General features: G+C 70.3%; 25 protein-coding genes. 16 read left to right on the plus strand and 9 right to left on the minus strand.

The window, feature by feature from the left end:
* Positions 1-59: 59 nt before the first annotated feature.
* Together MFF06_RS12900 and MFF06_RS12905 are read right to left on the minus strand one after the other, a co-directional pair.
* Positions 60-608, minus strand: coding sequence for a GNAT family N-acetyltransferase (locus MFF06_RS12900; RefSeq protein ID WP_238204392.1), 549 nt, complete (start codon positions 606-608; stop codon positions 60-62).
* Positions 609-736: 128 nt separating this feature from the next.
* The gene (locus MFF06_RS12905) at positions 737-1,903 is read right to left on the minus strand and encodes a type III PLP-dependent enzyme (protein WP_238204396.1); all 1,167 of its coding nucleotides are present in this window, start codon (positions 1,901-1,903) and stop codon (positions 737-739) included.
* A 714-nt stretch (positions 1,904-2,617) separates the two neighbouring features.
* Between MFF06_RS12905 and MFF06_RS12910 the strand changes: the two genes are divergently transcribed.
* Positions 2,618-3,106, plus strand: a complete 489-nt coding sequence (locus tag MFF06_RS12910) for a GNAT family N-acetyltransferase (protein WP_238204398.1) — start codon at positions 2,618-2,620, stop codon at positions 3,104-3,106.
* A gap of 123 nt (positions 3,107-3,229) precedes the next feature.
* Here MFF06_RS12910 and MFF06_RS12915 read toward each other — a convergent pair whose 3' ends face one another.
* Entirely contained in the window at positions 3,230-5,341 is a 2,112-nt protein-coding gene (locus MFF06_RS12915; RefSeq protein ID WP_238204400.1) for a S9 family peptidase, read from the minus strand.
* Between the two features lie 146 nt (positions 5,342-5,487).
* Between MFF06_RS12915 and MFF06_RS12920 the strand changes: the two genes are divergently transcribed.
* The 4 genes from MFF06_RS12920 (at position 5,488) to MFF06_RS12935 (ending at position 7,828) form a co-directional block, all read left to right on the plus strand.
* Complete coding sequence (locus MFF06_RS12920; protein WP_238204402.1) at positions 5,488-5,652, plus strand: hypothetical protein; 165 nt, start codon at positions 5,488-5,490, stop codon at positions 5,650-5,652.
* 57 nt (positions 5,653-5,709) lie between these two features.
* The gene (locus tag MFF06_RS12925) at positions 5,710-6,141 is read left to right on the plus strand and encodes a Ros/MucR family transcriptional regulator (protein ID WP_238204404.1); all 432 of its coding nucleotides are present in this window, start codon (positions 5,710-5,712) and stop codon (positions 6,139-6,141) included.
* Positions 6,142-6,298: 157 nt separating this feature from the next.
* Positions 6,299-6,502: a hypothetical protein gene (locus MFF06_RS12930; RefSeq protein ID WP_238204406.1), complete on the plus strand. Its 204-nt coding sequence runs from the start codon at positions 6,299-6,301 to the stop codon at positions 6,500-6,502.
* A 477-nt stretch (positions 6,503-6,979) separates the two neighbouring features.
* The gene (locus MFF06_RS12935; protein WP_238204408.1) at positions 6,980-7,828 is read left to right on the plus strand and encodes a DUF6456 domain-containing protein; all 849 of its coding nucleotides are present in this window, start codon (positions 6,980-6,982) and stop codon (positions 7,826-7,828) included.
* 16 nt (positions 7,829-7,844) lie between these two features.
* Here MFF06_RS12935 and MFF06_RS12940 read toward each other — a convergent pair whose 3' ends face one another.
* Positions 7,845-8,267 carry a SufE family protein gene (locus MFF06_RS12940; RefSeq protein WP_238204411.1) on the minus strand — a complete coding sequence of 141 codons (423 nt, stop codon included), beginning with the start codon at positions 8,265-8,267 and terminating at the stop codon, positions 7,845-7,847.
* 90 nt (positions 8,268-8,357) lie between these two features.
* Entirely contained in the window at positions 8,358-9,422 is a 1,065-nt protein-coding gene (locus MFF06_RS12945) for a sensor histidine kinase (protein ID WP_238204412.1), read from the minus strand.
* Between the two features lie 213 nt (positions 9,423-9,635).
* Between MFF06_RS12945 and MFF06_RS12950 the strand changes: the two genes are divergently transcribed.
* The 7 genes from MFF06_RS12950 (at position 9,636) to MFF06_RS12980 (ending at position 16,350) form a co-directional block, all read left to right on the plus strand.
* On the plus strand, positions 9,636-10,310 hold the full coding sequence (locus tag MFF06_RS12950; RefSeq protein WP_238204415.1) for a hypothetical protein: 675 nt from the start codon (positions 9,636-9,638) through the stop codon (positions 10,308-10,310).
* Positions 10,285-11,577, plus strand: a complete 1,293-nt coding sequence (locus tag MFF06_RS12955) for a DNA-packaging protein (RefSeq protein WP_238204480.1) — start codon at positions 10,285-10,287, stop codon at positions 11,575-11,577. The genes MFF06_RS12950 and MFF06_RS12955 overlap by 26 nt, the downstream gene beginning before the upstream one ends.
* Positions 11,578-12,085: 508 nt before the next feature.
* Complete coding sequence (locus MFF06_RS12960) at positions 12,086-13,273, plus strand: phage portal protein (protein WP_238204482.1); 1,188 nt, start codon at positions 12,086-12,088, stop codon at positions 13,271-13,273.
* Positions 13,274-13,434: 161 nt separating this feature from the next.
* Positions 13,435-13,905, plus strand: a complete 471-nt coding sequence (locus tag MFF06_RS12965; RefSeq protein WP_238204423.1) for an HK97 family phage prohead protease — start codon at positions 13,435-13,437, stop codon at positions 13,903-13,905.
* A 45-nt stretch (positions 13,906-13,950) separates the two neighbouring features.
* Positions 13,951-15,033 (plus strand): phage major capsid protein, encoded by a 1,083-nt coding sequence (locus MFF06_RS12970; RefSeq protein WP_238204425.1) that lies wholly within the window; start codon positions 13,951-13,953, stop codon positions 15,031-15,033.
* Positions 15,034-15,127: 94 nt separating this feature from the next.
* Positions 15,128-15,601 (plus strand): DUF6367 family protein, encoded by a 474-nt coding sequence (locus MFF06_RS12975; protein ID WP_238204427.1) that lies wholly within the window; start codon positions 15,128-15,130, stop codon positions 15,599-15,601.
* Positions 15,602-15,693: 92 nt separating this feature from the next.
* Positions 15,694-16,350, plus strand: coding sequence for a hypothetical protein (locus MFF06_RS12980; RefSeq protein ID WP_238204429.1), 657 nt, complete (start codon positions 15,694-15,696; stop codon positions 16,348-16,350).
* A gap of 7 nt (positions 16,351-16,357) precedes the next feature.
* Here the strand turns inward: MFF06_RS12980 and MFF06_RS12985 are convergent, their stop codons facing one another.
* Positions 16,358-17,095, minus strand: coding sequence for a DNA-binding protein (locus MFF06_RS12985; RefSeq protein WP_238204431.1), 738 nt, complete (start codon positions 17,093-17,095; stop codon positions 16,358-16,360).
* Positions 17,096-17,365: 270 nt separating this feature from the next.
* Between MFF06_RS12985 and MFF06_RS12990 the strand changes: the two genes are divergently transcribed.
* The gene (locus tag MFF06_RS12990; RefSeq protein WP_238204433.1) at positions 17,366-18,157 is read left to right on the plus strand and encodes a toll/interleukin-1 receptor domain-containing protein; all 792 of its coding nucleotides are present in this window, start codon (positions 17,366-17,368) and stop codon (positions 18,155-18,157) included.
* 120 nt (positions 18,158-18,277) lie between these two features.
* Here MFF06_RS12990 and MFF06_RS12995 read toward each other — a convergent pair whose 3' ends face one another.
* The 3 genes from MFF06_RS12995 to MFF06_RS13005 all read right to left on the minus strand — a co-directional run bounded on the left by MFF06_RS12995 (position 18,278) and on the right by MFF06_RS13005 (position 20,104).
* Positions 18,278-18,790, minus strand: coding sequence for a hypothetical protein (locus MFF06_RS12995; RefSeq protein ID WP_238204435.1), 513 nt, complete (start codon positions 18,788-18,790; stop codon positions 18,278-18,280).
* 428 nt (positions 18,791-19,218) lie between these two features.
* Complete coding sequence (locus MFF06_RS13000) at positions 19,219-19,854, minus strand: glutathione S-transferase family protein (protein ID WP_238204437.1); 636 nt, start codon at positions 19,852-19,854, stop codon at positions 19,219-19,221.
* Between the two features lie 40 nt (positions 19,855-19,894).
* Complete coding sequence (locus MFF06_RS13005) at positions 19,895-20,104, minus strand: hypothetical protein (RefSeq protein WP_238204439.1); 210 nt, start codon at positions 20,102-20,104, stop codon at positions 19,895-19,897.
* A 176-nt stretch (positions 20,105-20,280) separates the two neighbouring features.
* On the opposite strand from MFF06_RS13005, the gene MFF06_RS13010 reads away from it, so the two are divergent.
* Genes MFF06_RS13010 through MFF06_RS13020 form a run of 3 tightly spaced genes read left to right on the plus strand, consistent with a single transcriptional unit; the run spans position 20,281 to position 22,995 of the window.
* Positions 20,281-21,405: a sensor histidine kinase gene (locus tag MFF06_RS13010; protein WP_238204440.1), complete on the plus strand. Its 1,125-nt coding sequence runs from the start codon at positions 20,281-20,283 to the stop codon at positions 21,403-21,405.
* Complete coding sequence (locus tag MFF06_RS13015) at positions 21,389-21,814, plus strand: response regulator (RefSeq protein WP_238204442.1); 426 nt, start codon at positions 21,389-21,391, stop codon at positions 21,812-21,814. Before MFF06_RS13010 ends, MFF06_RS13015 begins: the two co-directional genes overlap by 17 nt.
* A gap of 8 nt (positions 21,815-21,822) precedes the next feature.
* A complete protein-coding gene (locus tag MFF06_RS13020; RefSeq protein WP_238204444.1) occupies positions 21,823-22,995 on the plus strand; it encodes a hybrid sensor histidine kinase/response regulator in 1,173 nt (390 codons plus the stop codon).
* The last annotated feature ends 159 nt before the right edge of the window (positions 22,996-23,154 follow it).

Genomic DNA, 23,154 nt, shown 5'->3' on the forward strand with positions numbered 1-23,154 from the left:
GGATTGCTTCGCTTCGCTCGCAAAGACGAACCGTGTGTCAGGGCGTGGTGGCGGCCGGATCAGGCCGCCTGTCGTCGCGCCACCGCTCCGGCGGCGGGCACGGCCACCGGCTCGGGCAGGCCCGTCGGCCGCACGACGCCCTCCGCCCCGGTGAGGGCGCCTGCGCGCAGTTCGAGGCCGAGGAACCGGTCGCGCTCGAAGGGGCCCGGCATGGCGAGCCCGGCGGCGAGGTCGCCGGAAAAGCCGAAGCGGGTGTAGTAGGGCGCATCGCCCACGAGCAGGATCGCCCCGTGGCCGAGGGATTCCGCCCGGCCGATGGCGGCCTGCATCAGCACCGAGCCGAGGCCCTGGCCCTGCACGGACGGATCGACGGCGAGCGGCCCCAGCAGCAGCGCGGCGCGGCCCTCGCCCGCCTCGACGTGCCACAGGCGCAGGGTGCCGACGAGGCGGCCGCGCCGGGTCGCCGCGAAGGCGAGGCCGCGCGCGGGCAGGCGTCCCTCGCGCACGCGCTCCGAGGTCTTGGCGCGACGGTTGCCGGGGAAGCAGACGTCGAGCAGGCGCTCGCGCGCCGGCACGTCGTGGGGAAATTCCGCGCGGATCTCGATCATGACCGTGCCCTCCCAGGGCCGAAAGCGGGAGCAGCGACAATCCTCGCGGGCCGGCCCGAAGGCCGCCCGTCCGGCATTCATGGATGGTGCGCCCCGGATCCTGAACGGACCCGGACCGACGCGCGGTGTCAGATCACGATCTGCTGCAGCGGCGGGAAGCCGTTGAAGGCCACCGCGGCATAGGTCGTGGTGTAGGCGCCGGTTCCCTCGATCAACACCTTGTCACCGATCGAGAGCGAGACCGGCAGCGGATAGGGCTGCCGCTCGTAGAGCACGTCCACCGAATCGCAGGTCGGGCCGGCGATCACGCAGGGCTCGGTCCGCTCACCGTCGTGGCGGGTGCGGATCGGGTAGCGGATCGCCTCGTCCATCGTCTCGGCGAGGCCGCCGAACTTACCGATGTCGAGGTAGACCCATCGCACCTCGTCCTCCTCGGCCGACTTCTTCGAGACGAGCACCACTTCCGCCTCGATCATCCCGGCATTGCCGACCATGCCGCGGCCCGGCTCGATGATCGTCTCCGGGATGCGGTTGCCGAAGTGCTTGGTGAGCGCGCGGAAGATCGCGTCGCCGTAGCTCTCCACGCCCGGGACGGCCTTGAGGTACCGGGTGGGGAAGCCGCCGCCGAGGTTGACCATCGACAGGAAGATGCCCCGCTCGGCGCACTCGCGGAAGATCGTCGCGGCCGAGGCCAGCGCCCCGTCCCACGCCTCGGTGTTGCCCTGCTGCGAGCCGACATGGAACGACACGCCGTAGGCGGCCAGGCCCTGGCGGTGGGCGTGCTCCAGCACGTCGGTCGCCATCTCCGGCACGCAGCCGAACTTGCGCGACAGCGGCCAGTCGGCGCCCGCGCCGTCGCAGAGGATGCGGCAGAACACCTGCACCGCGCCCTCCTCCAGGCCGGCGGCGGTCGCCGCGCGGGCGATCTTCTCCACCTCGGCCTCGCAATCCACCGCGAAGAGGCGGATGCCCCGGGCCAGCGCCCGGCTGATGCAGCGCTCCTTCTTGATGGTGTTGCCGAAGGAGATCCGGTCCGGCGTGGCGCCGGCGGCGAGCACCATCTCGATCTCGGCCACCGAGGCCGTGTCGAAGCAGGAGCCCATCTCGGCGAGCAGGCGCAGCACCTCCGGCGCCGGGTTCGCCTTCACGGCGTAGAAGACCCGGGTGTCCGGCAGGGAGCGGGCGAAGGCGGTGTAGTTGTCGCGCACGACATCGAGGTCGAGGACCATCACCGGGCCCTCGTCCTGGCCGAGGTCGCGGCGCACGCGCAGGAAGTCGCGGATCCGGTCGGTCATGGTTGGCTCCCACCACGGCTCGAGGGCGCCCTCTGCCGGGGCGCGTGATCGAAATCAGGCGGCCTCGCGAGCCGCCGGCGTCAGGGGGCGATGCGACGCGCGGTCCGGCGTGCTTTGGAGACACGTCGATCCGAGCGGGCGCAGAGCACCCGGAAGCTGCCGTGGATTGGAAGGGAGAATCCCCACCGCACGCCGGGCAAAGAGAAACAAGCCTCTTCGGTGCCGACCTTTGGAGGGTCGGCGAGACCAAAAAAGCCCGTTCGTCGTTGCTTTAAGCTGCGTCCCCCGTGGAGAGCGGGGTTCGCCGGTTTCGCCTCCGGCTGCCGGTTGTTGTCGGGGTCCGGTGTCGCCACCTGGATTGCCGGAAGCAGGGGATCCACCCCCACGACCATCGATCCTAAGACCCCTGGCGGCTGTCCGGCAGTTGACCGGATACCCACCAACCGACACGCGGCCACAGGCACGTGCGAATTTGGGCGAGGCCGACATAAGGGCGGTTTCCGACGGCGGCAAGGGCCAATCGCGGCCTGTCCCCGTTTTCCCCGCGATCCTTCCCCGCTGTTGCAACTCTGCCGCGGGTGCGACGGGCCCGCGCCACGCCTTCCCCGCCGGCGGGCCTTTCCAAGCGGCGCGGATCGAGGCATCTCCCACGCGGGGTCGGCAACGGGTTCGGGCGATGACGCGATCGAGGCAATCGAGCATGGCGGCGGGCGCGTGAGCGCCCCGGCCCGCCCGGACCACCCCGCCCGCCCGGAGCCGACGATCCGTCCGGCCAGCCTCGGCGACCTCGACGCGCTGGTCGCCCTCGAACACGCCGCCTTCGCCACCGACCGGGCGGAGCGCCGGGCGATCCGCCACGCGATCCGCTCCGCCACCATGGACGTGCTGGTCGCCCTGATCGACGGGGACATCCTCGTCGGCGCGGCGGTGCTGGAGCGGCGCCGGGCGAGCCGGATCGCGCGCCTCGCCTCCATCGCGGTGGCCCCGAACCGGGGCGGCCTCGGCCTCGGCGGACTCCTCCTGGAGGCGGCGGAGGGCACCGCCCGCGCCCACGGCTGCGAGCGGCTGCGCCTCGAAGTGCGCGGCGACAACGGCGCCGGCATCCGCCTCTACGAGCGGCGCGGCTACACCCGCTTCGCGATCCGTCCCGACTACTACGAGGACGGCATGGAGGCGTGGCGCTACGAGCGCTCGCTGGCCTGACAGTCAGGTGACCAGGGGGCGAGCCCTCTGGCGGGTGCAGGGCAGCGCCCTGCAATCACCCGGGGGCTTTGCCCGGAAACGCCCACTCGGACCCCACCAAAGGACTTGTCCTTTGGAAGCACCTTACGCCTTGCCCACGGCTGCCAGGGCGAAGGCGTAGATAAGCGCGACCTCCTCCAGGCGGTCGAACCGGCCGGCGGCGCCGCCATGGCCCGCCTCCATATTGATCTTGAGAAGGATAGGCCCCCCGCCGGTCATGGTCGCACGCAGGCGGGCCACCCATTTCGCGGGCTCCCAGTAGGTGACGCGCGGGTCGGTGAGCCCGCCGAGCGCCAGGATCGCCGGGTAATCCTGCGCCCGTACGTTGTCGTAGGGCGAGTAGGCCAGGATCGTCTCGAAGGCCGCGAGGCTCTCGGCGGGGTTGCCCCATTCGGGCCATTCCGGCGGGGTCAGCGGCAGTTCCGCGTCGAGCATCGTGTTGAGCACGTCGACGAAGGGCACGTCGGCGACGATGCCGGCGAACAGCTCCGGGGCGATGTTGGCCACGGCCCCCATCAGCATCCCCCCCGCCGAGCCGCCGTGGGCGACGATGCGCTTCGGCGCCGTGTAGCCCGCCTCCACCAGGGTGCGCCCGCAGGCGACGAAATCGGTGAAGGTGTTCGGCTTCTTTTCGCGCTTGCCGTCGAGGTACCAGCGCCAGCCCTTCTCGGTGCCGCCGCGGACGTGGGCGATGGCGTAGACGAAGCCCCGGTCCACCAGGGACAGAAGGTTGGTGCGGAAGGCCGCCGGCATCAGCGTGCCGTAGCTGCCGTAGCCGTAGAGGAGGAGCGGCGCAGAGCCGTCGAGGGGCTGGTCCTTCCGGTGCAGCAGGGAGATCGGCACCTGCTCGCCGTCGGGCGCCGTGGCGAACAGGCGCCGGGTCACGTAGGCCGCCGGATCGTGCCCGCTCGGCACCTCCTGGCGCTTGCGCAAGCTGCGCTCCCGGCTGCGGCAATCGTAGTCCCAGGTCTCGGCCGGGGTCGTCATCGAGGAGTAGACGAAGCGGATCCGCGCCGTGTCGAACTCGGAGCCGGGCTGGAGGCCGAGGGAATAGGCCTCCTCGTCGAAGGCGACGATGTGCTCCTCGCCCGTCGTCAGATCGCGCACCACGATCCGGGGCTTGGCGTTCTCGATCTCCAGCCGGACCATGTGCCCCGCCAGCACATGGACGTGGCGGATCATGATGCCCGCCCGGTGGGGCACGAGGTCCCGCCAGTTCGCCCGGCCGGGGTCGGCGAGGGGCGCGGTGACGATCTTGAAGTCCTCGGCGCCGTCCGCGTTGGTGCGGATGAACAGGCTCTCGCCGTGGTCGTCGACCGAATAGATCAGCAGGGGCGAGCGGGGCTCGATCAGCAGGGCGGCCGCGCCGGGCTCGGCCCTGTCGATCAGCCGGATCTCCGACGTCTCGTGGTCGCTCGCCGTGATCGCCAGGAAACGGCCGGACTGCGTCTCGCCGATATGCACGAAGTAGCCGGCATCGGGCTCGGTATAGACCGTCTCGTCCTGCGACTGCGGCTCCCCGAGGCGGTGGAACATCACGTTGGCGGGCCGGTGGTTGGCGTCGAGGGCGACGTACCAGAAGCCGCGCCCGTCGGCGGTCCAGACCGCCTCTCCCGAGGTCGCCTCCACGAGATCCGTGCCGTCCTGGCCCGTGGCGAGGTCCCTCACCCGGATCGCATGCAGTTCCGAGCCCTTGGTGTCGGCGCCCCAGGCCAGCAAACGGTGATCGTCCGAATGGGCGGCGGAGGCGATCTCGAAGAAGGGCAGGCCCTCGCCCTCCCGGTCGCCGTCGATCAGGATGACCTCGTCCGCCTCTGCCCCCAGGGGCGCCGAGGCGGTCACCGGGCGGCGGCAGACGAGGGGGTGCTGACCCCCGTCCCTGTGGCGGGTGTAGTAGGCGAAATCGCCGTCCGGCTCCGGCACGCCGCTGTCGTCCTCGCGGATCCGCGCGCGCATCTCGGCCACGAGGCGGCGGCGCAGGTCGGCGGTGTCGGCGAGGGCCGCCTCGGTGTGGGCGTTCTCGGCCTTGAGATAGGCGGCGATGTCGGCGGGCAGGGCCGCGGGGTCCTTGAGGACCGTCTGCCAGTTCTCCGCCTTCAGCCACGCGTAGTCATCCCGCACGAGCCGCCCGTGGACGGTGAGTTCCGACGGGCGGATCTCGGCGACGGGCGCCCCCTCGATGGTCTGCTTCAACATGCACGCTCCGATGCCGGCGATTGCGGGCTTGGTGTGCCGTCTGGCGCGCGGCGAGGCAAGGGGCGTTTCGCGCCATGCGTGTAAGCAACCCAAAGTAGATATCTTGTAGAAATTGCAGCTATAGGATCAATAGAGGCCACGATGACGTGAGCGATACCAATCAATTTGGCGCAGGAATGGATCAATATCTTGCAGTGACCGCTTATTCCGACTATAGCAATCACGGCATGCCCGACGCGGGCATGTTGATGGTCGATCGCAACGCTTCCAGGACACGGATGTGTGAGCTGATTTCGTTCGGATATTTCTAAGAAGATCTCAAGGATCTTCGTCAAATCAAAAACTTCAAATTTCGGGGGTTAAGCGAGATGTCGAAATCGGAAAATTCATTGGGCTGCGTGGGGATGACTGTTGATATCGTCTCCGCCTACATCAGCAAGACCACGGTCGCGCCGGCCGAATTGCTGAGCCTCATCGAGAGCACGCACAGCGCCCTGGTCGGCGTGGCGACCGGCAAGCCCGTGGCGAAGGCGCCCGCCGGCCCGCTCCAGCCGGCCGTTCCGGTCAAGAAGTCGGTCACGCCGGACTACATCATCTGCCTCGAGGATGGCCGGAGCTTCAAATCCCTGAAGCGGCACCTGCGCGCGAAGTACAATCTCAGCGCCGAGCAGTACCGCGCCAAGTGGGGCCTGCCCGCCGATTATCCGATGGTCGCGCCGAACTATGCCCGCGCGCGCTCGGACCTCGCCAAGGCGATCGGCCTCGGCCAGCCGCGCGAGGGTGTGCTCCAGGCGGCTTAGGCACCCCGCACTCCCCGCCGCCCGCACCCCCTTGCGCCCCCTGGCGCACCGTTCGGGCGGCGGCCGGAGCTGCGTGGCGGCACGGTTTGCGCCGATCCGTGTTGAACAGGGCGATGACCCGGCGCATCCGCGCCCGGCGATCGCGCGAGGTGACCCGATGGCGCAACATCCCGAACCCGACGAGGACAAGCCGGTCGATCTCGCGCGGGTGAACGACCTCCTGGCGGACTGGGCCGCCCGCTCCGCCACCACCAGCGGCCCGCTCCTCGACCGGTTCGAGGCCATGGGCTACGCCGTGCGCGGCAAGTCCGAGGACGAGATCGCCGAGGTTCTCCGCCATCCGCCGAAGCGCCCGCGGTAGGGCCTTTTCCGCGATGTCCGGATCGCGTCCGCTCCACCGTCCTTGCGAACGTAAGCGAACCAGTCCGGGCGGCCGCCTTATCTCAAGACGGCCCCCGCCATGGATGGCGGGGCTGCGCTCGCGATGGCGAGCGAGCGCGGTCTCCGAGTTCGACCCAGGTTGCGCGGGTGCTCCGGTGCCCTCACCTCGTTCGGGCGAGCGAGCCAACGGCCATCGTCCCTGCGTTGCGATTTTGAACTCGGCCGACGCCGCCGTTTGGCTCGACGCCCGGGGACGCCGGTGTCGGCTTCCGCGGATCACCCGCGATGGCGGTCGTCTCCGCGTCGGACCGGGGCGGCCCGGTCGCCTTACTGCCACCCCGGGGTCCACTCGGCTGCAAACCCGAGGTGTCGATCTGACAGAATATAATCTTGACATAGGATCAGATGCGGGTCATGGTCGGTGCCGCTCCACGTCGACCGTGAAATGGAACATATCATGAACAAAGCCCCGAGTTCCAAGCCCGACGCGGCGGGTTATCCCCGGCGGCGTGGGCCGGAGCCGCAGCCCCTCCAGAGGGAGGCCGCCCGGCTGCTCGCGGCCCTCGGGGAGGCGGGCGCCCATGCACTGCGCGATCCCGCGAACGACGAGGCGTGGATCGTCCGCCGCAGCGGGCACGGGGTGTCCCTCGGGGGCGGGCGTTTCGGCGCCGGGGCGGGGGCGGAACTCGTCGCCGCGGATCTCGCTGCGGAGGAGAACGGGCGCCTCGTCGTTACGGCACCCGGCCGCGCGCGCCTGCGGCGGGAGGCCGGCGGGGAGGTCGACGCGTTCCGCGCCCAGCACCTCGATCCTGTGAAGGGTCGGGGAGGGAGCGAGCCGCCCCTGCGCGACGGCGCCGAGAGCCCCCTCGCCTGGATGGCCCGCCGCCGCGACCGGGACGGGCGTCCAATGATCGACCCCGTGGAGTTCGAGGCGGGCGAGCGCCTGCGCCGCGACATCACCCAGGCGCTGATGCTGCCCCGGATGGGCATGGAATGGAGCGGGCAGCGGGTGGATGGCGGGGGCGCCCGCGATCCGGCGGCTGGCTCCGACACCGCCATCGCGGCGCGTCAGCGCGTCCGGGCCGCCCTGGCGGCGGTGGGCACCGACCTGTCGAGCCTGCTCCTCGACTTCTGCGGCTTCCTGAAGGGCCTGGAGCGGATCGAGGCGGAGCGCCGCTGGCCCGCCCGGTCCGCGAAGGTGGTGGTCCGCATCGCCCTCGGGCGGCTGGCAGAGCACTACGGCCTGGAGCGCGAGGCGACGGGGCCGGAGACGGCGCGGATGCGCCTGTGGCGGCTGTCGGCCTGAGGGGCCGGGGGACCGCTCAGGCGGCGAGCCGCACCGCGTCGCGGTGGATCCGCTCGACCATGGCCCGGACGCCGTTCGAGCGCTTCGACGTGACGTGGGAGCCGAAATGGAGCTGCCGGAACAGGTCGAGGCCGTCGATCCCGGCGGCCTCCTTCGGCGACTTGCCGGTGTAAAGGGCGACCATCAGCGCCACGAAGCCGCGCACGATGACCGAGTCGCTGAAGCCCTGGAGCCTGAGGCGCGGCGCCCCGCCTTCCTCCTCCACGCCGGTATCGATCCAGACCTGACTCTCGCAGCCATGGACGCGGTTCGCATCCGTGCGGAGCGGTTCCGGCAGCGGAGGCAGGGCCCGGCCGAGTTCGATGAGGTATTCGAGGCGCATGTCCTCGTCCTCGACGATCTCGAAGTTGTCGATGATGGTGGCGATGGGCGGAAGCATGGGTGGAGGGCCTCAAGACAGGCCGACCGTATAGACCCGGTCGGCGGCGGCGGCGACCCGTCTCGGTGTCGCCGGTGGGGGAGCCGGGCGTCAGGCGCCGATGCCCCCGCTCGGATGGGGAAGCTGCAGGCGGAGGGGGCTCGCCTCCGTCGCCTCGCCGGAGGCGGCGATCTCGGCCTGGGAGGCGTAGGCCGCGATCAGGCGCGGGCCGAGCTTCGGCACGTTCTGCCGGCCGGGTTCGGCCACGTCCCGGACATTCGAGACGACCGTCACGGTCATCGGCATGGCGGGTTCGGCGTCGATGGTCAGGGCGATCGCGCAGGCGACCGTCTCGGCGGTGGCATCGAGGCATTCCGCCACGATCTCGGCGACGATCATGCCCAGCGCATTGGCGGTGCGCGGCTCCACCAGCCCGTTGCCAGACCCCTCCACCCGCACCCCGATCCGACCCGCCCGGCGCAACTGGCCGAGGCCGGAGGCGAGGCGGCGCAGGTAGTCGCGCAGGTCGATCGAGGCGATGTGGGGCGCCTCGTGGAGGTGCTGCTGCACCAGGGCGATGGCGCGCACCCGCTGCCCCAGGGCCTCGAAGCTGCCCCGGCAGGCCTCCGGGGCCGCCCGGCCGTAGAGGCCGATCAGGCTCACCATCACCTGAAGGTTGTTGCGCACGCGGTGGTACACTTCCGCGAGCAGGGCCTCCTTCTCCGCCAGGGCGTGCTCGATGTGCTCCTCCGCATACTTGCGGTCGGTGATGTCGAAGCAGGAGCCGAGGTAGCCGAGGAAGCGCCCGTCCTCCACCAGGGGGCGGGCGGTGTCGAGGAGCCAGCGGTACTCCCCGTCGTGCCGGCGAAGCCGGAACTCCACCGTAAACGGCTCTCGCGCTTCGAAGGCGGCGGCCACGATCCGGGCATGGCGCTCGAAATCCTCCGGATGCAGGCCCGCCCGCCAACCGAGGGCGAGTTCCTCCTCCAGCGACCGGCCGGTGAAGTCCAGCCAGCACTCGTTGTGGTGGACGGCACGGCCGGTCTGATCGGAGCGCCACAGCATGAGCGGCACCACGTCGGCGAACTGGCGGAAGCTGGCGCTCAGGACAGCCGCACCGGCATGGTTCGTCACCTGCGCGTCGTCACGGCCAGCCGATGGTGGGTTTTCGCCCATGCTCTACTCATTCGCACGATCGGGTTGGGGTGGCCGAAGGAGATGCGCCGGTCAACGTGCCGCGCGAAGGCACGTTCCGGCTTTCTTGGGTCCGTCAACGGAACGCAAGGACGCGCCCCAGAAAAAATGCATAAGAAAAGATTTTTATCGTTGACAGCGTCACGCTGGTCCGGTAGACAAAAGGCACGCTCAAGAAGTGTGAGGGGCGCGGCGATGCATCGATCCATCGGCTGCGCCGACGCGGTGCGGCGGGAGGCGGAGGCGCTCCTGCGGGATTCCCCCCTGACCGTCCACGAGGTCGCTGGCCGGCTCGGCATCTCCTGGCAGCAGGTGAGCGCCTGGAGCCGCAGGGCGGGCCTGCGCCCGTCCCGGGCCACCCGGCAGACGGTGCGGGCCATGCTCCCAGGGCGGCAGGCGGCCATCCGCGCCCTGCTCGCCGTTCCGGGCGTCGACATCGCGGACGTGGCCGAGGCCGCCGGGTTCGCGCGATCCTCGGCACCCGTATTCCTGACGATCCGCGCGCCGGGCCACAGTAAGGCGGCATGTCCGCCGTCCCGGCCGGATGGGACCGGCGAGGCGCCCGATCCGCAACGGCTGCGCGCCCGGCTCCACGCGCATATCGGTCGGCAGATCGCGGCCTTGGATGCCGCCCTCGACGCCGCCGCCGGCGATCCGCGGGGAGGCATCGATTCCGCCAGGATCCTGCGGGATCTCGGCGGCCTGAAGAAGTTGCTCGACGACCTCGCCGGCGAGGCCGGACGGGGCGGGAACCGGGAGGAGGCGGCCCGTGACGCTTGCGACCCTCCCCCACCCCCCGATCCCGACGCGCTCCGGGCGGAGATCGCGCGACGCTTTGAGCGCTTTGTCGGCCACGGGACAGCTGGCTGACTTCCTCGCGACCCTGCCGCCCGAGACCCTGCGGGCCCTGGATCGGGACTGGCTGCACCGGGCCCGGCCCGACCAGCTGCCGCCTGACGGGGATTGGATCACCTGGGCGATGATCGGCGGTCGCGGCTGCGGCAAGACGCGGGCGGGCGCGGAATGGGTCGATGCCCTGGCCCGGGGCGATCCGGCCTTCACGCCGGAGCCCGTCGGCCGCATCGCCCTGGTGGGCGAGACGTACCACGACGTCCGCGACGTGATGGTCGAGGGCGAATCCGGCCTGCTCAACCTGCCGCACCGGTCCCGTGCCCGCCCCGTCTGGCTGCCGAGCCGCCGGCGCCTTGTGTGGGAGAACGGCGCGGTGGCGCAGGTCTTCTCCGCCGAGGAGGCCGATTCCCTGCGCGGCCCCCAGTTCGGTGCCGCATGGTGCGACGAGGTCGCGAAGTGGCGCGGGGCGGAGGCCGCCTTCGACATGCTGCAATTTGGCCTGCGCCTCGGCGCGCGACCGCGCAGTCTCGTCACCACCACGCCCCGCCCGGTGCCGTTGATCCGGCGGCTGCTCGCCGATCCGCGCACCGTCGTCACCCGCGCTCGCACTCATGACAACGCCGAAAACCTCGCGCCCGATTTCCTGTCGGCGGTGGTCGGGCGCTACGCCGGCACGCGCCTCGGGCGGCAGGAACTCGACGGTGAACTCGTCGCCGACCGGCCGGACGCGCTCTGGACGCGGGAGACCCTGGAAGCGGGCCGGATCGCGACCGCCCCCGACCTGTCGCGGATCGTCGTCGCCGTCGATCCGCCCGCCACCTCCGGGGCGCGCTCGGACGCGTGCGGGATCGTCGCGGCCGGGCGGCGGGGCGGGGAGGGCTACGTGCTGGCGGATGCGAGCCTGCCGCGCGCGACGCCCCGCGCCTGGGCCGAGACCGCCCTGGGCCTCTACCACCGGCTAGAGGCCGACGCCCTGATCGTCGAGGTGAACCAGGGGGGCGAGATGGCGACTGCGGTCCTCAACCAGAGCGATCCGTCGGTGCCGGTGGTGCCGGTGCGGGCGAGCCGGGGCAAGTACCTCCGGGCCGAGCCGGTCTCGCTGCTCTATGCGAGGGGACTCGTCCACCATGTCGGCGCATACCCCGCCCTGGAGGACGAGCTGTGCGATTTCGGGCCGGACGGCCTTTCGGGCGGCGCCTCGCCGGACCGGCTCGACGCCCTCGTCTGGGCGCTGACGCACCTCCTCCTCGACGGGCGCACCGAGCCGAGGATCCGCCGGCTCTAGTGCATCGATCCAGACGCAGGCGTCAGCCGAGCCTGGAAAAATCGCTGCAAAAACAATTCGCCAGTGCAGGCCAGCATGAACGGAGCGAGTGCGTCACTGCACGAGCGCCGGAGCCGACCGAGGCGGTTCACGAAGCCGCGCCCGCAAGGACGACCGGGGCTCTAAAGGACGGTCCCCCGGTCCGGGTGCGGGAGGGACAGTAGTAACCGAACATTCCCGTCGCCTTCCGCCCGGATGAGGGCATGGATGGCCTTGCCGCCGAGTGTGATCCCCTATTGGGCACGGCGATGAAAAGATCACCAGAAGACAAAAGCGGCGCACCCCACTCCGAGGGTACGCCGCCAGGCGGTTCGTGGTCTCCGAAACGAACGACAATCCCTCTACAAGACAATCGTCCTCATCGCTGTATCCCGAAAACAACGCTTGTGCGGCATTGTGACGATGTGCCGGCAAAGCGGATCCGGGGGCGCGGCGATGGCCCGTTCCCCTCCGGCCAAAGGCAGACGTGATGCCCTCCCTCCTCGACCGGTTCGCCCGCGCCGCGGGTTTTGCGCGCACGCCCCACCTCGCCCAACAGCCCGCCACCACGCCGCCCGCCACCAAGTCGGTTTCCGGCGGGTTCGCCCTCTACGCGGAGGGCCGCGCCACCTGGACATCCTGCGATCCGGCCTCCCTCGCCCGGGTCGGTTACCAGCGCAATCCGGTGGTCTACCGGTCGGTGCGGCTCGTGGCCGAGGCGACCGCGAGCCTGCCGCTCACGGCGGTGGCGGGGGAGGGGAGGGGCCTTCTGGCGCTCCTCGCCCGGCCCAACCTGCGGGAGAGCGGGACGGCCTTCCTGGAGACGATCTATGCCGACCTCCTGCTCACGGGCTCGGCCTACGTGCAGGCGGTGACCGCCGAGGGTCGTGTGGTCGGCCTGCAGAGCCTGCGGCCCGACCGGATGCGGAGGGTGCCGGGCCCCGACGGCTGGCCCGCCGCCTACGTCTACACCGTCGCCGGACGCGCGCAGCGCTTCGACCAGGGCGAGGGGCCCGTCCCGCCGATCCTCGCCCTCGCGCTGTTCCATCCGAGCGACGACCACGGCGGCCTGCCGCCGATCGAGGCGGCCGCGAGCGCCCTCGACATCCACAATGCGGCGGCCGCCTGGAACAAGGCACTCCTCGACAACGCCGCCCGGCCCTCGGGCGCCCTCGTCTTCGCCGGGGCGTCCCTGTCGGAGGCGCAGTTCGACCGGCTGAAGGGTGAGTTGGAAACCAACTACCAGGGCGCCGGCAATGCGGGCCGGCCGTTGCTGCTCGAGGGCGGGCTGGACTGGAAGCCGCTGGCCCTCTCGCCGCGCGACATGGATTTCGTGGAGGCCAAGAACGCGGCGGCCCGCGACATCGCCCTGGCCTTCGGCGTGCCGCCCCTGATCCTCGGCCTGCCCGGCGACAGCACCCACGCCAACTACGCCGAGGCCAACCGCGCCCTGTACCGCCAGACGCTGATCCCGCTGGCCCGCCGCACGGGCCAAGCCCTCGCGCACTGGCTGGAGCCGGTCTTCGGCATGGTCGAGATCGAGCCCGACCTCGACCGCATCGAGGCCCTGGCCTCGGAGCGGGAATCCCTTTGGCGCCGGGTCCAGGCGGCGGACTTCCTCACGGCGTCCGAGAAGCGCGAGGCGGTGGGATATCCGGTGGGATCGCCGGAAGGGTGATCCTGCCCGCCGAATGCAATCCCCCGTCATTGCGAGCGTAGCGAAGCAATCCAGGGACGCGCCACGATCGGAGACGGCCCGCTACCCTGGATTGCTTCGCTCCCGCTCGCAAAGACGGCGAGGCTTTCACCCACCTCAACCACCACACCCGGGAAATCCCCATGGATGGCCATTTCACCGGCTACGCCAGCCTGTTCGGCGTGCCCGATCTCGGTCGGGACGTGGTTCTGCCGGGGGCGTTCGCCGCCAGCCTCGCCCGGCGGGGTGCGGCCGGCGTGCGGATGCTGTTCCAGCACGATCCGGCCGAACCCATCGGCCGCTGGCTCGACCTGCGGGAGGATGCCCGCGGCCTCTACGTGGAGGGCCGCCTCAACCTCGCCGTGCAGCGGGCGCGGGAGGTCGCCGCTCTGATGGCGGAGGGTGCCCTGGACGGGCTCTCCATCGGCTTCCGCACCCTCAAGTCCAGGCCGGGCGCCGACGGGTCGCGCCAGCTTCAGGGCATCGACCTCTGGGAGATCTCCGTCGTCACCTTTCCGATGCAGCCCTCCGCCCGGGCGGCCTCGGGCCCCACGCCGGAAGCCATCCGCGGCCTGGCCCGGCTCGTGGCGCCGGCCCGGTTCCGCGCCGCCTGACCCTTTCGCCCTTTCCGCCTTCACCCCCCGAGACGAGGCCAACCCATGACGCAGCACGCCATTGAGACCAAGGACGCGGCCCGCCACACGCCCGTGCAGGGCCTGCCGCCCCTGGAGAACAAGGCCGGCACCGGCCCGGTCCGCTCCGCCGTCGACGACTTCGCCCACGCCTTCGCGGCCTTCAAGGAGACCAACGACGAGCGCCTGCGCCAGATCGAGGGCCGCCTCGGCACCGACGTGGTGACGGAGGAGAAGCTCGCGCGCATCGACGCCGCCCTCGATTCCGCCCGCACCCGCCTCGACCGGCTCAGCCTGGAGCGCGCCCGGCCGGCGCTCGCCGAAGGCAAGGCCCATGAGGACGGCGCGGCGCAGGAGCATAAGGCGGCCTTCGACCTCTACGTCCGGGCGGGCGAGAGCGGCGGCCTGAAGCGGCTGGAGGCCAAGGCGATGTCGGCCGGCTCCGGGCCGGATGGCGGCTACCTCGTGCCGAACTCGCTGGAGCGGACGGTGCTCCAGCGGCTGGCGAACCTGTCGCCGATCCGCGCCATCGCCAGCGTCCAGCAGATCTCCGGCGGGCAGTACAACCGCGCGGTGAGCACCGGGGCGCCCGTGACCGGCTGGACAACGGAGACGGCCGCCCGCCCCGCGACCGATGCCCCGGCCCTCGCACAGGTCGCCTTTCCGGCCTCGGAACTCTACGCCATGCCCGCGGCGACCCAGACGCTCCTCGACGACGCGGTGGTGAATATCGAGGAATGGCTGGCGAGCGAGGTCGAGACGGCCTTCGCGGAGCAGGAGGGAATCGCCTTCGTCACCGGCAACGGGCAGGGGCGTCCGAAGGGGTTCCTCGCCTCCGACACGGTGGCGAACGCCTCCTGGACCCCCGGCAAGCTCGGCTTCGTCGGCACCGGCGCGTCGGGCGCCTTCGCGTCCTCCAACCCGTCGGACGTGCTGTTCGATTTGGTCTACGGCCTGCGCGCCGCCTACCGCCAGAACGCCCGGTTCGTGATGAACCGGCGTACCCAGAGCGCCATCCGCAAGTTCAAGGACGCGGAGGGCAACTACCTCTGGGCGCCGCCCCTCGCCGCCGACCGGGCCGCTGTGCAAATACCCATAACTTGCAAATGACCCCCATAACCTGAGTCGGATTGACCCCATATCCTGAGTTTCGGGCCCGCCCCTTCCTAACGGGCCAGGGGCCCTCGCAGGGGTACGGACGACGATGACGCTGGAAGAGATCTTCGAGGCCGACCGCGATGCAGACATACCGCCCGAGCTCCCCGAGCTCGTGGTGGACGTGTCCGAGGCGCTCCTTCTCTCGTTGGGGCGCGACCTGAACGAAGGCCGGTGGACGCCCTCCTGTGTGAGGGGGCTCTACCAGCGCGTCGACCCGGAGCGCCCCGAGATGAAGCAGCGGCGGCATGTCCACGTCGCCGCCGAGAAGCACCTCAAGGCAGCCGGAAAGCAGGTCTCTTGGAACGACGACGGCTCGCGCCACGACAGGCACAAGTTCAATGCGGCCCTCGGCCAACGGAAGGACTACAGGGCCGTCGCCCGGGCGGCGCTCGGGCTCGGCGACGACGTCCAGCTTGAACACGTGACGGGCCAAACGCGAGGGAGCGCGACGACGGTGAGCATATACGAGCACCTTGTCGGTCCAGCGCACCATGAGCGGGTCTTCCTCCTGATCCCCTGAGGCTGACCGGGACGCGGTGACGCCCGCGGTGTACCCGCTGTGCCTTGCCGGGGCGCCGGCTAGCATCCGAATCGAGAGGTTTGGAGCACGCCATGCGCGCCGGGACGTACGACCGACAGGTGATGGTGGGGGTCGACAAGGAGCTCCTCGCCATCGGCATGGGCAACGGCGGCGGTGCCCAGCACAAGGGCAGCATGCGGGGCTTGGTCCGGCGCCTCGGCGTGCTGCCGGTCGCCGAGACCGTGCAGGAGGCCTGCATCGACCCCTCCACCCTCACCGGCCGGACCCTCTACGACCATCGTGACAAGGGCCCGCTCGCCGGCACGGTGTTCGCCCTGACGCGCAACCCGCGCGAGTTCGCCCGCCCGATCAACATCTACAGCCTGCTCGCGGAGGAGGGCCGGAACTCCTTGTTCCGCGCCGACGAGGACATCGACGCCCCCACCGGCCTCGTCACCGCCTGGCTCGACGACGGGCTCGTCATCGTCGCCCACAAGACGCTGTTCCGCGACTACCTCGTCGAGGTCGAGGCCGCGCTGCGCCGCGGCGCCCTGGCGCTGATCCACCCGGACATCATGCAGGGGCCTTTCCTCGTCATCTCGGACCGCGTCCCCGAGACGCTCACCATCCCGACGTTCAAGCGCGAGGCCGACGAGAACCTCGCCGGCCGGTACGGCCCCGGGTGCGTCTTCAGCGTGCCCATCTACCAGTCGGACTTCCGCCCGCTCGTCCCGGCCATCCGCTTCTAGCCGCGCCTCAGGCGGCGTCGTCCTCCGGCCGGCGCCGACGGTACCGGCCCGAGCCCTCGGCGGCGAACAGCTTCTTGAACTTGACCCGCTGGTCGATCACCCCACGCAGCAGGTCGGTCCCCCATTCCCCCGGGTGCTCCTCGGCCTCCTTAACGAACTCGTGCCCGATCCGCGGCAGGATGTCGGACAGGTGCATCGGCTCCCGCTCCGGCAGGATCTCCCAGACCTCCTGCGCCACCCTCCGCCAGAAGGCGCGCGCCCGGACGAGGTGCAGGTGCTTCCTCTCCCGTTCGAGCTCGCCGGCCAGCCGCGCGATCTCGGCGCGCTGCGCCTCGATGACCGCCTCGCGAGCGTCGACCATCCCCAGCGCCTCGTTCCGGAGTTCGCGCTCGATCGCGACGGCCTCGGCCATGCGGACGCGCTCGCGCTCCAGCACCATCGCCGCCTCGGCTTGCGCCGCCTTCCACAACTCCACGCCGGCCTTGGCGAGGTGCGCCGAGACCTTATCCGGTATCCCCGCAAGCTCGATGACCGGGCTGTAGCCGCGGTCCTCCGCCCACTGCGCCAGGTGCTCGCCGACGACCTGATTGTTGCCCGCCACGCCCGCGTTGCGCTTCACCCGCGCCCACACGTTCCGCAGGGCCACCCGCTCCGTGCCCTCGGCCCGGATCTCGTCGGCCGCCCGCCAGACCTCCCACTTCCGGCGGTCGTTCACCGGCATCGCCCGAGCCCGTTTCCCCGCCATCGCCCGGTCCTCTCCGCAGGCCGCCAAGGTGCGAGGACACGGTTAACGAAGGCCGAACGACCCTTAGCAAGACTCGCGTAGCGCCACCCGGTACGCGCTACCTTCCGAGTCGATCCGGACAGGCCGGTGCCCCGCACCGCTCCCAGGGCAGCGCAGCGGTGGCCAGGCGTCCCCACGACGGCTATCGCATTGAGCCTCCACAGCTATCCCGGGAACAAAACGGGCCCGAAAATCCTGTCCTGGACTTGGCCGTCACGCTCCGGAGGGACCATGGCCGCGCGCAACCGCACCCGAACCGCGAAGGTGCCCCCCGCATCCGGGGCGCCGAAGCCCCGGACGCCGAAGGCCCAGGGCGCGGCCGCGGCCAACGCGCGCACCCCGACGGGCAAGCCCGAGGTCAGGATCTTCGTCTCCTACTCCCACGTCGACGCGGCCGCCCGGGCGAAGCTCGAAACCCATCTCGCGCCCCTCATCAGGGACGGGGTCAGCACCTGGTTCGACGGGCGGATGGACCCGGGCGACGCGCTCGACGCCGGCATCTCCAGGGCCCTGAGGCAGGCCCATATCCTCGTGGCCCTGCTCAGCCCCGAGTACATCTCCAGCCGATACTGCCAACTCGAATACAACCGCGCGATGACCCGGAGGGCGAAGGGCCTGATGCGCGTCGTCGGCGTCGTGGTCCGCCCGTGCGGGTGGAAGGAGACCACGGCCGCCGGTTTCAAGCTGCTGCCCGAGGACGGACGGTCGGTGCCCGAATGGCGCAGCGCCGACGCAGCGTTCCTCGACGTCGCCCAGGGACTCGGCAAGCTCGTCCGGACCGTTCGCGCCGAGATGGCCAAGGGCGCCGTGGCCCCAGTCAAGCCCGCGGCCCGCTCGCCAGGGGCGAAGCCTTCGCCCAAGCCGAAGGCACCGACGGCGGCCCCGAAGGCGAAGGCCCCGGCCAAGGTCGCCGGGCCGAAGCCCGGGAGGCCCAAGGCCACACCGGGTCGGAAGGCGGCTTCGCCATCGAAACCGCGGGATGGCGCCGGTGGCGGCAGACGGCCACTCTCGAAGGTGCGTTGATCCGAAGTATCCCGAAGCCTGCGGCAGAACGGCTAGGGCGACGAGATGTGCGGGCGGCACCCCTCGCAAGCCGGTCAATGACGGACCGCCAGACGCCCGCCACATAGCCCGTGGTCGCCCCTACGGCTTCCCGCTCGGCGCCACGAACGGGTTCCTCTCGGTGGCCGAGCCGTTCTTGGCGTAGCACGCCTCCAATCGGTCGAGGGCGGCCGCGCTCTTGTCCAGCGCCACCTTGATGGTCGCGCCCTCGCCCTTCACGTCCAGGCCGTCCGCGAGCTTGAGCGACCGCAGGAACTTCTCGTCCTTCACCGGCAACGACACCGTATTGCCGGAGGCGGCCACGTCCGCCTGCAGCGTCGAGGACCCGGCGGCGAGTTCGACCGGATAGCTCTTCCCGCGCCCGAGCTTCCACTTCGGCGAGCTCATCGTCAGGTCGAGTCCGTCCGCGTCACGGGTGAACCGTACCTCGACCCCGTCATCCGTCGTCCGAGTCATCGTGCATCGCTCGAACTTCGGGCCTTTCGAGACCGCCTCAACCTTCCAGGGACCGATGGCCACGGCATCCGCTGGCGCTTCCGCACTTGCGGCGAAGCTCATCCCCGACAGGGCGATGGTAGCGATGGCGAGGCGCATGCGGGGCTCCCAATTCGTTGGACGGGATCAGGTCACGAGAACGCCAGTGGTTCCCGAACGACCTGTCACCATCCATGGCAGCCACCGACGACGGGGGAACGAGCCTACCGGTCGGACGCATAACGCGCCGCAACGGCCGCAGCATACGTCCCACCCTTGCGCCGCGAGCGGTCGGTCATCCTCCTTCGTCCGCTTCGGAAGTTGGGCCTCGTTCGTCCGGGGGCGGCGGCAGGTGTGGTGGCGGCAACCGCCCCGGGCTTGGCGGCGTCGGAAGGCCGGTCCCCTCGTCCGCCGGCGGCAGGTCGTCGGGTTTGGTGCCGTCACTCATCCTGATGTCTCCCGTGCCCGGGCCAACGCAAAGGACGGCACACGTTTCCGCCGTTGGACGGTCCCCTGTCTGGCATTCGGGCCAACACGGGCTTCGGCGCTCAGGTCTTGGGGACATCCATGCCGCGCATGACGGCCGGCCGCTCGCCGACCCGCGCCAGCCATGCATGCACGTTCGGGACGCTGCCGAGCGTGCCTGCAAGCGGCTCCTTCAAAAAGGACGTCGCCGCCAAGGTCCAGGCATAGCAGGCGATGTCGGCGATGGAGTAGTCCGCCCCCGCCAGGTACGGCCCCTCACTTAGACGCCGGTCCATGACGTGCAGCAGGCGGTCGGCCTCGTCAGTGAACCGCTTGATGGCGAGCGGCGCCTTCTCGTCGGAGCGTACCGCGAAGAAGCCGAGTTGCCCCAGCATCGGCCCGAGGCCGCCCATCTGCCAGTGCAGCCATTCCAGCGCCTTGTAGCGGGAAGCCCCCGAGGGGGCGAGGAAGCGCCCGGTCTTCTCAGCGAGGTATGTGAGGATCGCGCCGCTCTCGAACACGGATAACGGCCCGCCCTCGGCCTCGTCGTCGACGATGGCCGGGATCTTGTTGTTGGGCGAGACCTTCAGGAAGTCGGGGGCGAACTGCTCGTCCTTGCCGATGTTCACCGGCACCACCGTGTAGGGCAGGCCGCACTCCTCCAGCATGATCGGGATCTTGCGGCCGTTCGGGGTCGACCAAGTGTAAAGCGTGATCATGCGGTCCCTTCCGTCTCGCGGCTTCCGTCGGTCCCGGCCCCTATCGCAAGGTCGGGGGTTCGCCGGGCTTGAGGTGGGGATCGCCGCCATCGGGACCGCCGAGCGACACGTGGTCGTTGAGGCGGCCGAGGTGTTCAAAGACATGCTCGAAGGCATCGGTCACGGCCCGCTCGAAGGAGCCGTCCCCCTTGCCCTGCGCATCCCTGAGGGCACCCAGCAGCGCCCTGTGCTTCTCGATATCCGTCGACATCGCGTTCCTCCCAGCCGGTTGCAACCCCGGCTCGGGAAGCCAATCTGCCGACGGCACGCCGGTTCCCGGCGTACCGGTCCCGCGATGCGGCCCTTCCAGGGTGCGGTGACGGGCAAGCCGACAAGGGGTATGCGGGTCCGGCCGCATTCCGAGCCCATCGCCAAGGAGACCCGCGCGTGGAGCGTGCCGCGAACCTGACCACGGACGACTTCCGCGCCCTTGCGGACGCGCTGCCGCAGATGGCTTGGGTCGCCGAGCCGAGCGGCGACATCATCTGGTACAACCGACGCTGGTACGACTACACCGGAACCACCATCGAGCAGATGAGGGGTTGGGGTTGGCGCGACGTCCACCACCCCGACCACGTCGAGCGCGTGGTGGACCGCATCGCCGAGGCGTTCCGGACGGGCGAGCCGTGGAAGGACACATTCCCGCTCCGCGGCGCCGACGGCGAGTACCGCTGGTTCCTGTCGCTGGCCCAACCCCATCGCGGGCCGGACGGACGCATCCTGCGCTGGTTCGGGACCAACACCGACATCACCGAGCGCAAGGGGATGGAGCGCCGGCTCGCGCGCCACGCCATCGACCTGCGCCGCTCGAACGAGGAACTGGAGCAGTTCGCCTATGTCGCCTCCCACGACCTGAAGGCGCCGCTGCGCGGCATCGAGAACCTCGTCGGGTGGATCGAGGAGGACCTGGAAGACTCCCTGACCGGCGACGTCCGGACCAACATGGAGCTCCTTAAGAGTAGGGTTCGGCGGCTCGACAGCCTACTTGACGACCTCCTCGCCTACTCGCGGGCGGGGCGGGCCGACGCGACGATGGACACGGTGAACACGAAGGCCCTCGTCGAGGAACTTGCCGTGCTGGTCAGCCCTCCAGAGGGCTTCGCCATAACGGCCGATGCGTCCCTGCCGACGTTACAGGCGGCACGGGCCCCGTTGACCCAGGCCTTGCAGAACCTGATCGGCAACGCCATCAAGCACCACGACCGGCCGGCCGAGGGACACATCCGGGTCGAGGCGAGGTCGGCAGGGGACGTGGTCGAGTTCGTCGTGACAGACGACGGCCCCGGCATTCCCGAACAGTTCCGCGAGCGCGTGTTCGGCATGTTCCAGACGCTCAAGCCCCGCGACGAGGTCGAGGGCAGCGGCATGGGGCTCGCCATCGTGCGCAAGCTGGTCGACCGTCAGGGCGGAAAGGTCTGGCTCGCCGATGGGCCGGACGGGCGCGGGCTGGCGGTGCATTTCACGTGGCCGCGCGACGGCCGGAAGGGACAGGCGGATGAGCTCGACGGTTAACATCCTGCTGGTCGACGACGACGAGGTCGACGTCCAGGGGCTCAAGCGCGCCTTCAAGAAGAGCAAGATCGGCAATCCGATCACCGTCGCCCGCGACGGCATCGAGGCCCTGGAGATCCTGCGCGGCGAGAACGGACGTGAGCGGCTGCCGAAGCCGCACCTGATCCTGCTCGACCTGAACATGCCGCGCATGAACGGCATCGAGTTCCTGGAGGCGGTGCGCGCCGACGAGGACCTGCGCTCGGCGGTGGTGTTCATGATCACCACGTCGAAGGCGGACGAGGACCGGATGCGCGCCTACGGGCACAACGTGGCCGGCTACATCGTCAAGCGCGATCCGGCCAACACCTTCATGGAGGCGGTGGCGTTGCTGGAGCACTACTGGAAGGTCGTCGAGTTTCCTGCATAGTCTTCGCTGTGACGAACCCGACCCGCATCCTCCTGATCGACGACGATGCGGTCGACCGTGCGGCCGTCCGGCGGGCGCTCGCCAAGTCGGGGCTCAAGCATACCCTGACCGAGGCGTCCGGCGGCGAGGAAGGCCAGCGCATCGCCTCCGAGGCGACCTTCGACTGCGTGCTGCTCGACTACCGGCTGCCGGGCATCGACACCTTCGCTCTGCTCAAGACGTTGCTCGCGGCGGAGGGCGAGGCGCGGGCGGTGCTGATGCTGACCGGCGAGGCCGACCCGGAGCTCGCGACCCGGCTGATGCGAGCCGGCGCGTTGGACTACCTCGACAAGGCCGAGGTCACGCCCTCAGGCCTCGCCCGGGCGATACGCTTCGCCGAGGCGCGTCGGGCGTTCCAGGACGAGCTCGCCGCCGCGCGGCGCGAGGCGGAGGCGAAGTCGCTCGAACTCGACACGCTGAACAGACAGAAGTCGTTGCTGTTCTCGATCATCGCCCACGACCTGCGCAACCCGTTCCAGGCTCTCCTTGGCCTGTCGGAGGTTCTCGGGAAAGCTGTCGCGGCGCGCGAGCCCGCCTCCATCGAGCGTCGGGCGAAGGGTATCCACGAGGCGGCGACGCAAGCCTACGCCTTGCTGGAAAGCCTGTTCTCCTGGGCGAGCCTGCAGATGGATACGATGGCGGTCACCCTGACCGACGTCGACCTCGAAGCCGTGACCAACGAGGTGGTGCGGGGCGCGGCGGAAGCCGCCTCGGACAAGGGGCTGACCATCGAGGTTTCCTGCGGCGGGATCATCGTCCGTGCGCAGCGGGACATGCTGACCACGGTGTTGCGCAACCTTGTCGGCAATGCCGTCAAGTTCACGCTGCCCGGCGGGACCATTTCCGTCGCGGGCCGCCAGGATGGGGACGACGTCGAGATCTCCGTTACGGATACCGGGGTCGGCATGCCGCCTGGCAAGGTCGACGACCTGTTCCGGCTGGACAGGCGGACCACTACGAACGGCACGGCGGGCGAGCGGGGAAGCGGGCTCGGTCTGCTACTGTGTCGCGACCTCGTCGAGCGACAGGGCGCCGTGCTGACCGTGACGAGCGCCGTCGACCGGGGCACGACCTTCCGGTTCCGTCTGCCTGCACCGCTCGTGGCCAGACAGGTTCCCCCCTCCGCGGCGTCGGCTTCCTGACCTCAACCGACAACCCTGACCGTTCGGAGGTGACGAAGCCTCCGTCAGCTCGGGAAAACGGCGCCTCCCTGGACGACTTTGGCGTCACTTGTCAGGTATCGGACATCTTCCCGCCAGGAAGTCCGCTAGTGGACAACCCGACGGCCAGCACTGCGACCA

The sequence above is a fragment of the Methylobacterium aerolatum genome, from assembly GCF_022179085.1.
In the GTDB taxonomy this organism is placed as follows: Bacteria; Pseudomonadota; Alphaproteobacteria; order Rhizobiales; family Beijerinckiaceae; genus Methylobacterium; species Methylobacterium aerolatum.

Coding starts and splice junctions, on each gene's coding strand:
- MFF06_RS12900 (WP_238204392.1), bottom strand. CDS start 608: ATGATCGAGATCCGCGCGGAATTTCCCCACGACGTGCCGGCGCGCGAG.
- MFF06_RS12905 (WP_238204396.1), bottom strand. CDS start 1,903: ATGACCGACCGGATCCGCGACTTCCTGCGCGTGCGCCGCGACCTCGGC.
- MFF06_RS12915 (WP_238204400.1), bottom strand. CDS start 5,341: ATGTTGAAGCAGACCATCGAGGGGGCGCCCGTCGCCGAGATCCGCCCG.
- MFF06_RS12925 (WP_238204404.1), top strand. CDS start 5,710: ATGTCGAAATCGGAAAATTCATTGGGCTGCGTGGGGATGACTGTTGAT.
- MFF06_RS12930 (WP_238204406.1), top strand. CDS start 6,299: ATGGCGCAACATCCCGAACCCGACGAGGACAAGCCGGTCGATCTCGCG.
- MFF06_RS12935 (WP_238204408.1), top strand. CDS start 6,980: ATGAACAAAGCCCCGAGTTCCAAGCCCGACGCGGCGGGTTATCCCCGG.
- MFF06_RS12940 (WP_238204411.1), bottom strand. CDS start 8,267: ATGCTTCCGCCCATCGCCACCATCATCGACAACTTCGAGATCGTCGAG.
- MFF06_RS12945 (WP_238204412.1), bottom strand. CDS start 9,422: ATGGGCGAAAACCCACCATCGGCTGGCCGTGACGACGCGCAGGTGACG.
- MFF06_RS12950 (WP_238204415.1), top strand. CDS start 9,636: ATGCATCGATCCATCGGCTGCGCCGACGCGGTGCGGCGGGAGGCGGAG.
- MFF06_RS12960 (WP_238204482.1), top strand. CDS start 12,086: ATGCCCTCCCTCCTCGACCGGTTCGCCCGCGCCGCGGGTTTTGCGCGC.
- MFF06_RS12965 (WP_238204423.1), top strand. CDS start 13,435: ATGGATGGCCATTTCACCGGCTACGCCAGCCTGTTCGGCGTGCCCGAT.
- MFF06_RS12970 (WP_238204425.1), top strand. CDS start 13,951: ATGACGCAGCACGCCATTGAGACCAAGGACGCGGCCCGCCACACGCCC.
- MFF06_RS12975 (WP_238204427.1), top strand. CDS start 15,128: ATGACGCTGGAAGAGATCTTCGAGGCCGACCGCGATGCAGACATACCG.
- MFF06_RS12980 (WP_238204429.1), top strand. CDS start 15,694: ATGCGCGCCGGGACGTACGACCGACAGGTGATGGTGGGGGTCGACAAG.
- MFF06_RS12985 (WP_238204431.1), bottom strand. CDS start 17,095: ATGGCGGGGAAACGGGCTCGGGCGATGCCGGTGAACGACCGCCGGAAG.
- MFF06_RS12990 (WP_238204433.1), top strand. CDS start 17,366: ATGGCCGCGCGCAACCGCACCCGAACCGCGAAGGTGCCCCCCGCATCC.
- MFF06_RS12995 (WP_238204435.1), bottom strand. CDS start 18,790: ATGCGCCTCGCCATCGCTACCATCGCCCTGTCGGGGATGAGCTTCGCC.
- MFF06_RS13000 (WP_238204437.1), bottom strand. CDS start 19,854: ATGATCACGCTTTACACTTGGTCGACCCCGAACGGCCGCAAGATCCCG.
- MFF06_RS13005 (WP_238204439.1), bottom strand. CDS start 20,104: ATGTCGACGGATATCGAGAAGCACAGGGCGCTGCTGGGTGCCCTCAGG.
- MFF06_RS13015 (WP_238204442.1), top strand. CDS start 21,389: ATGAGCTCGACGGTTAACATCCTGCTGGTCGACGACGACGAGGTCGAC.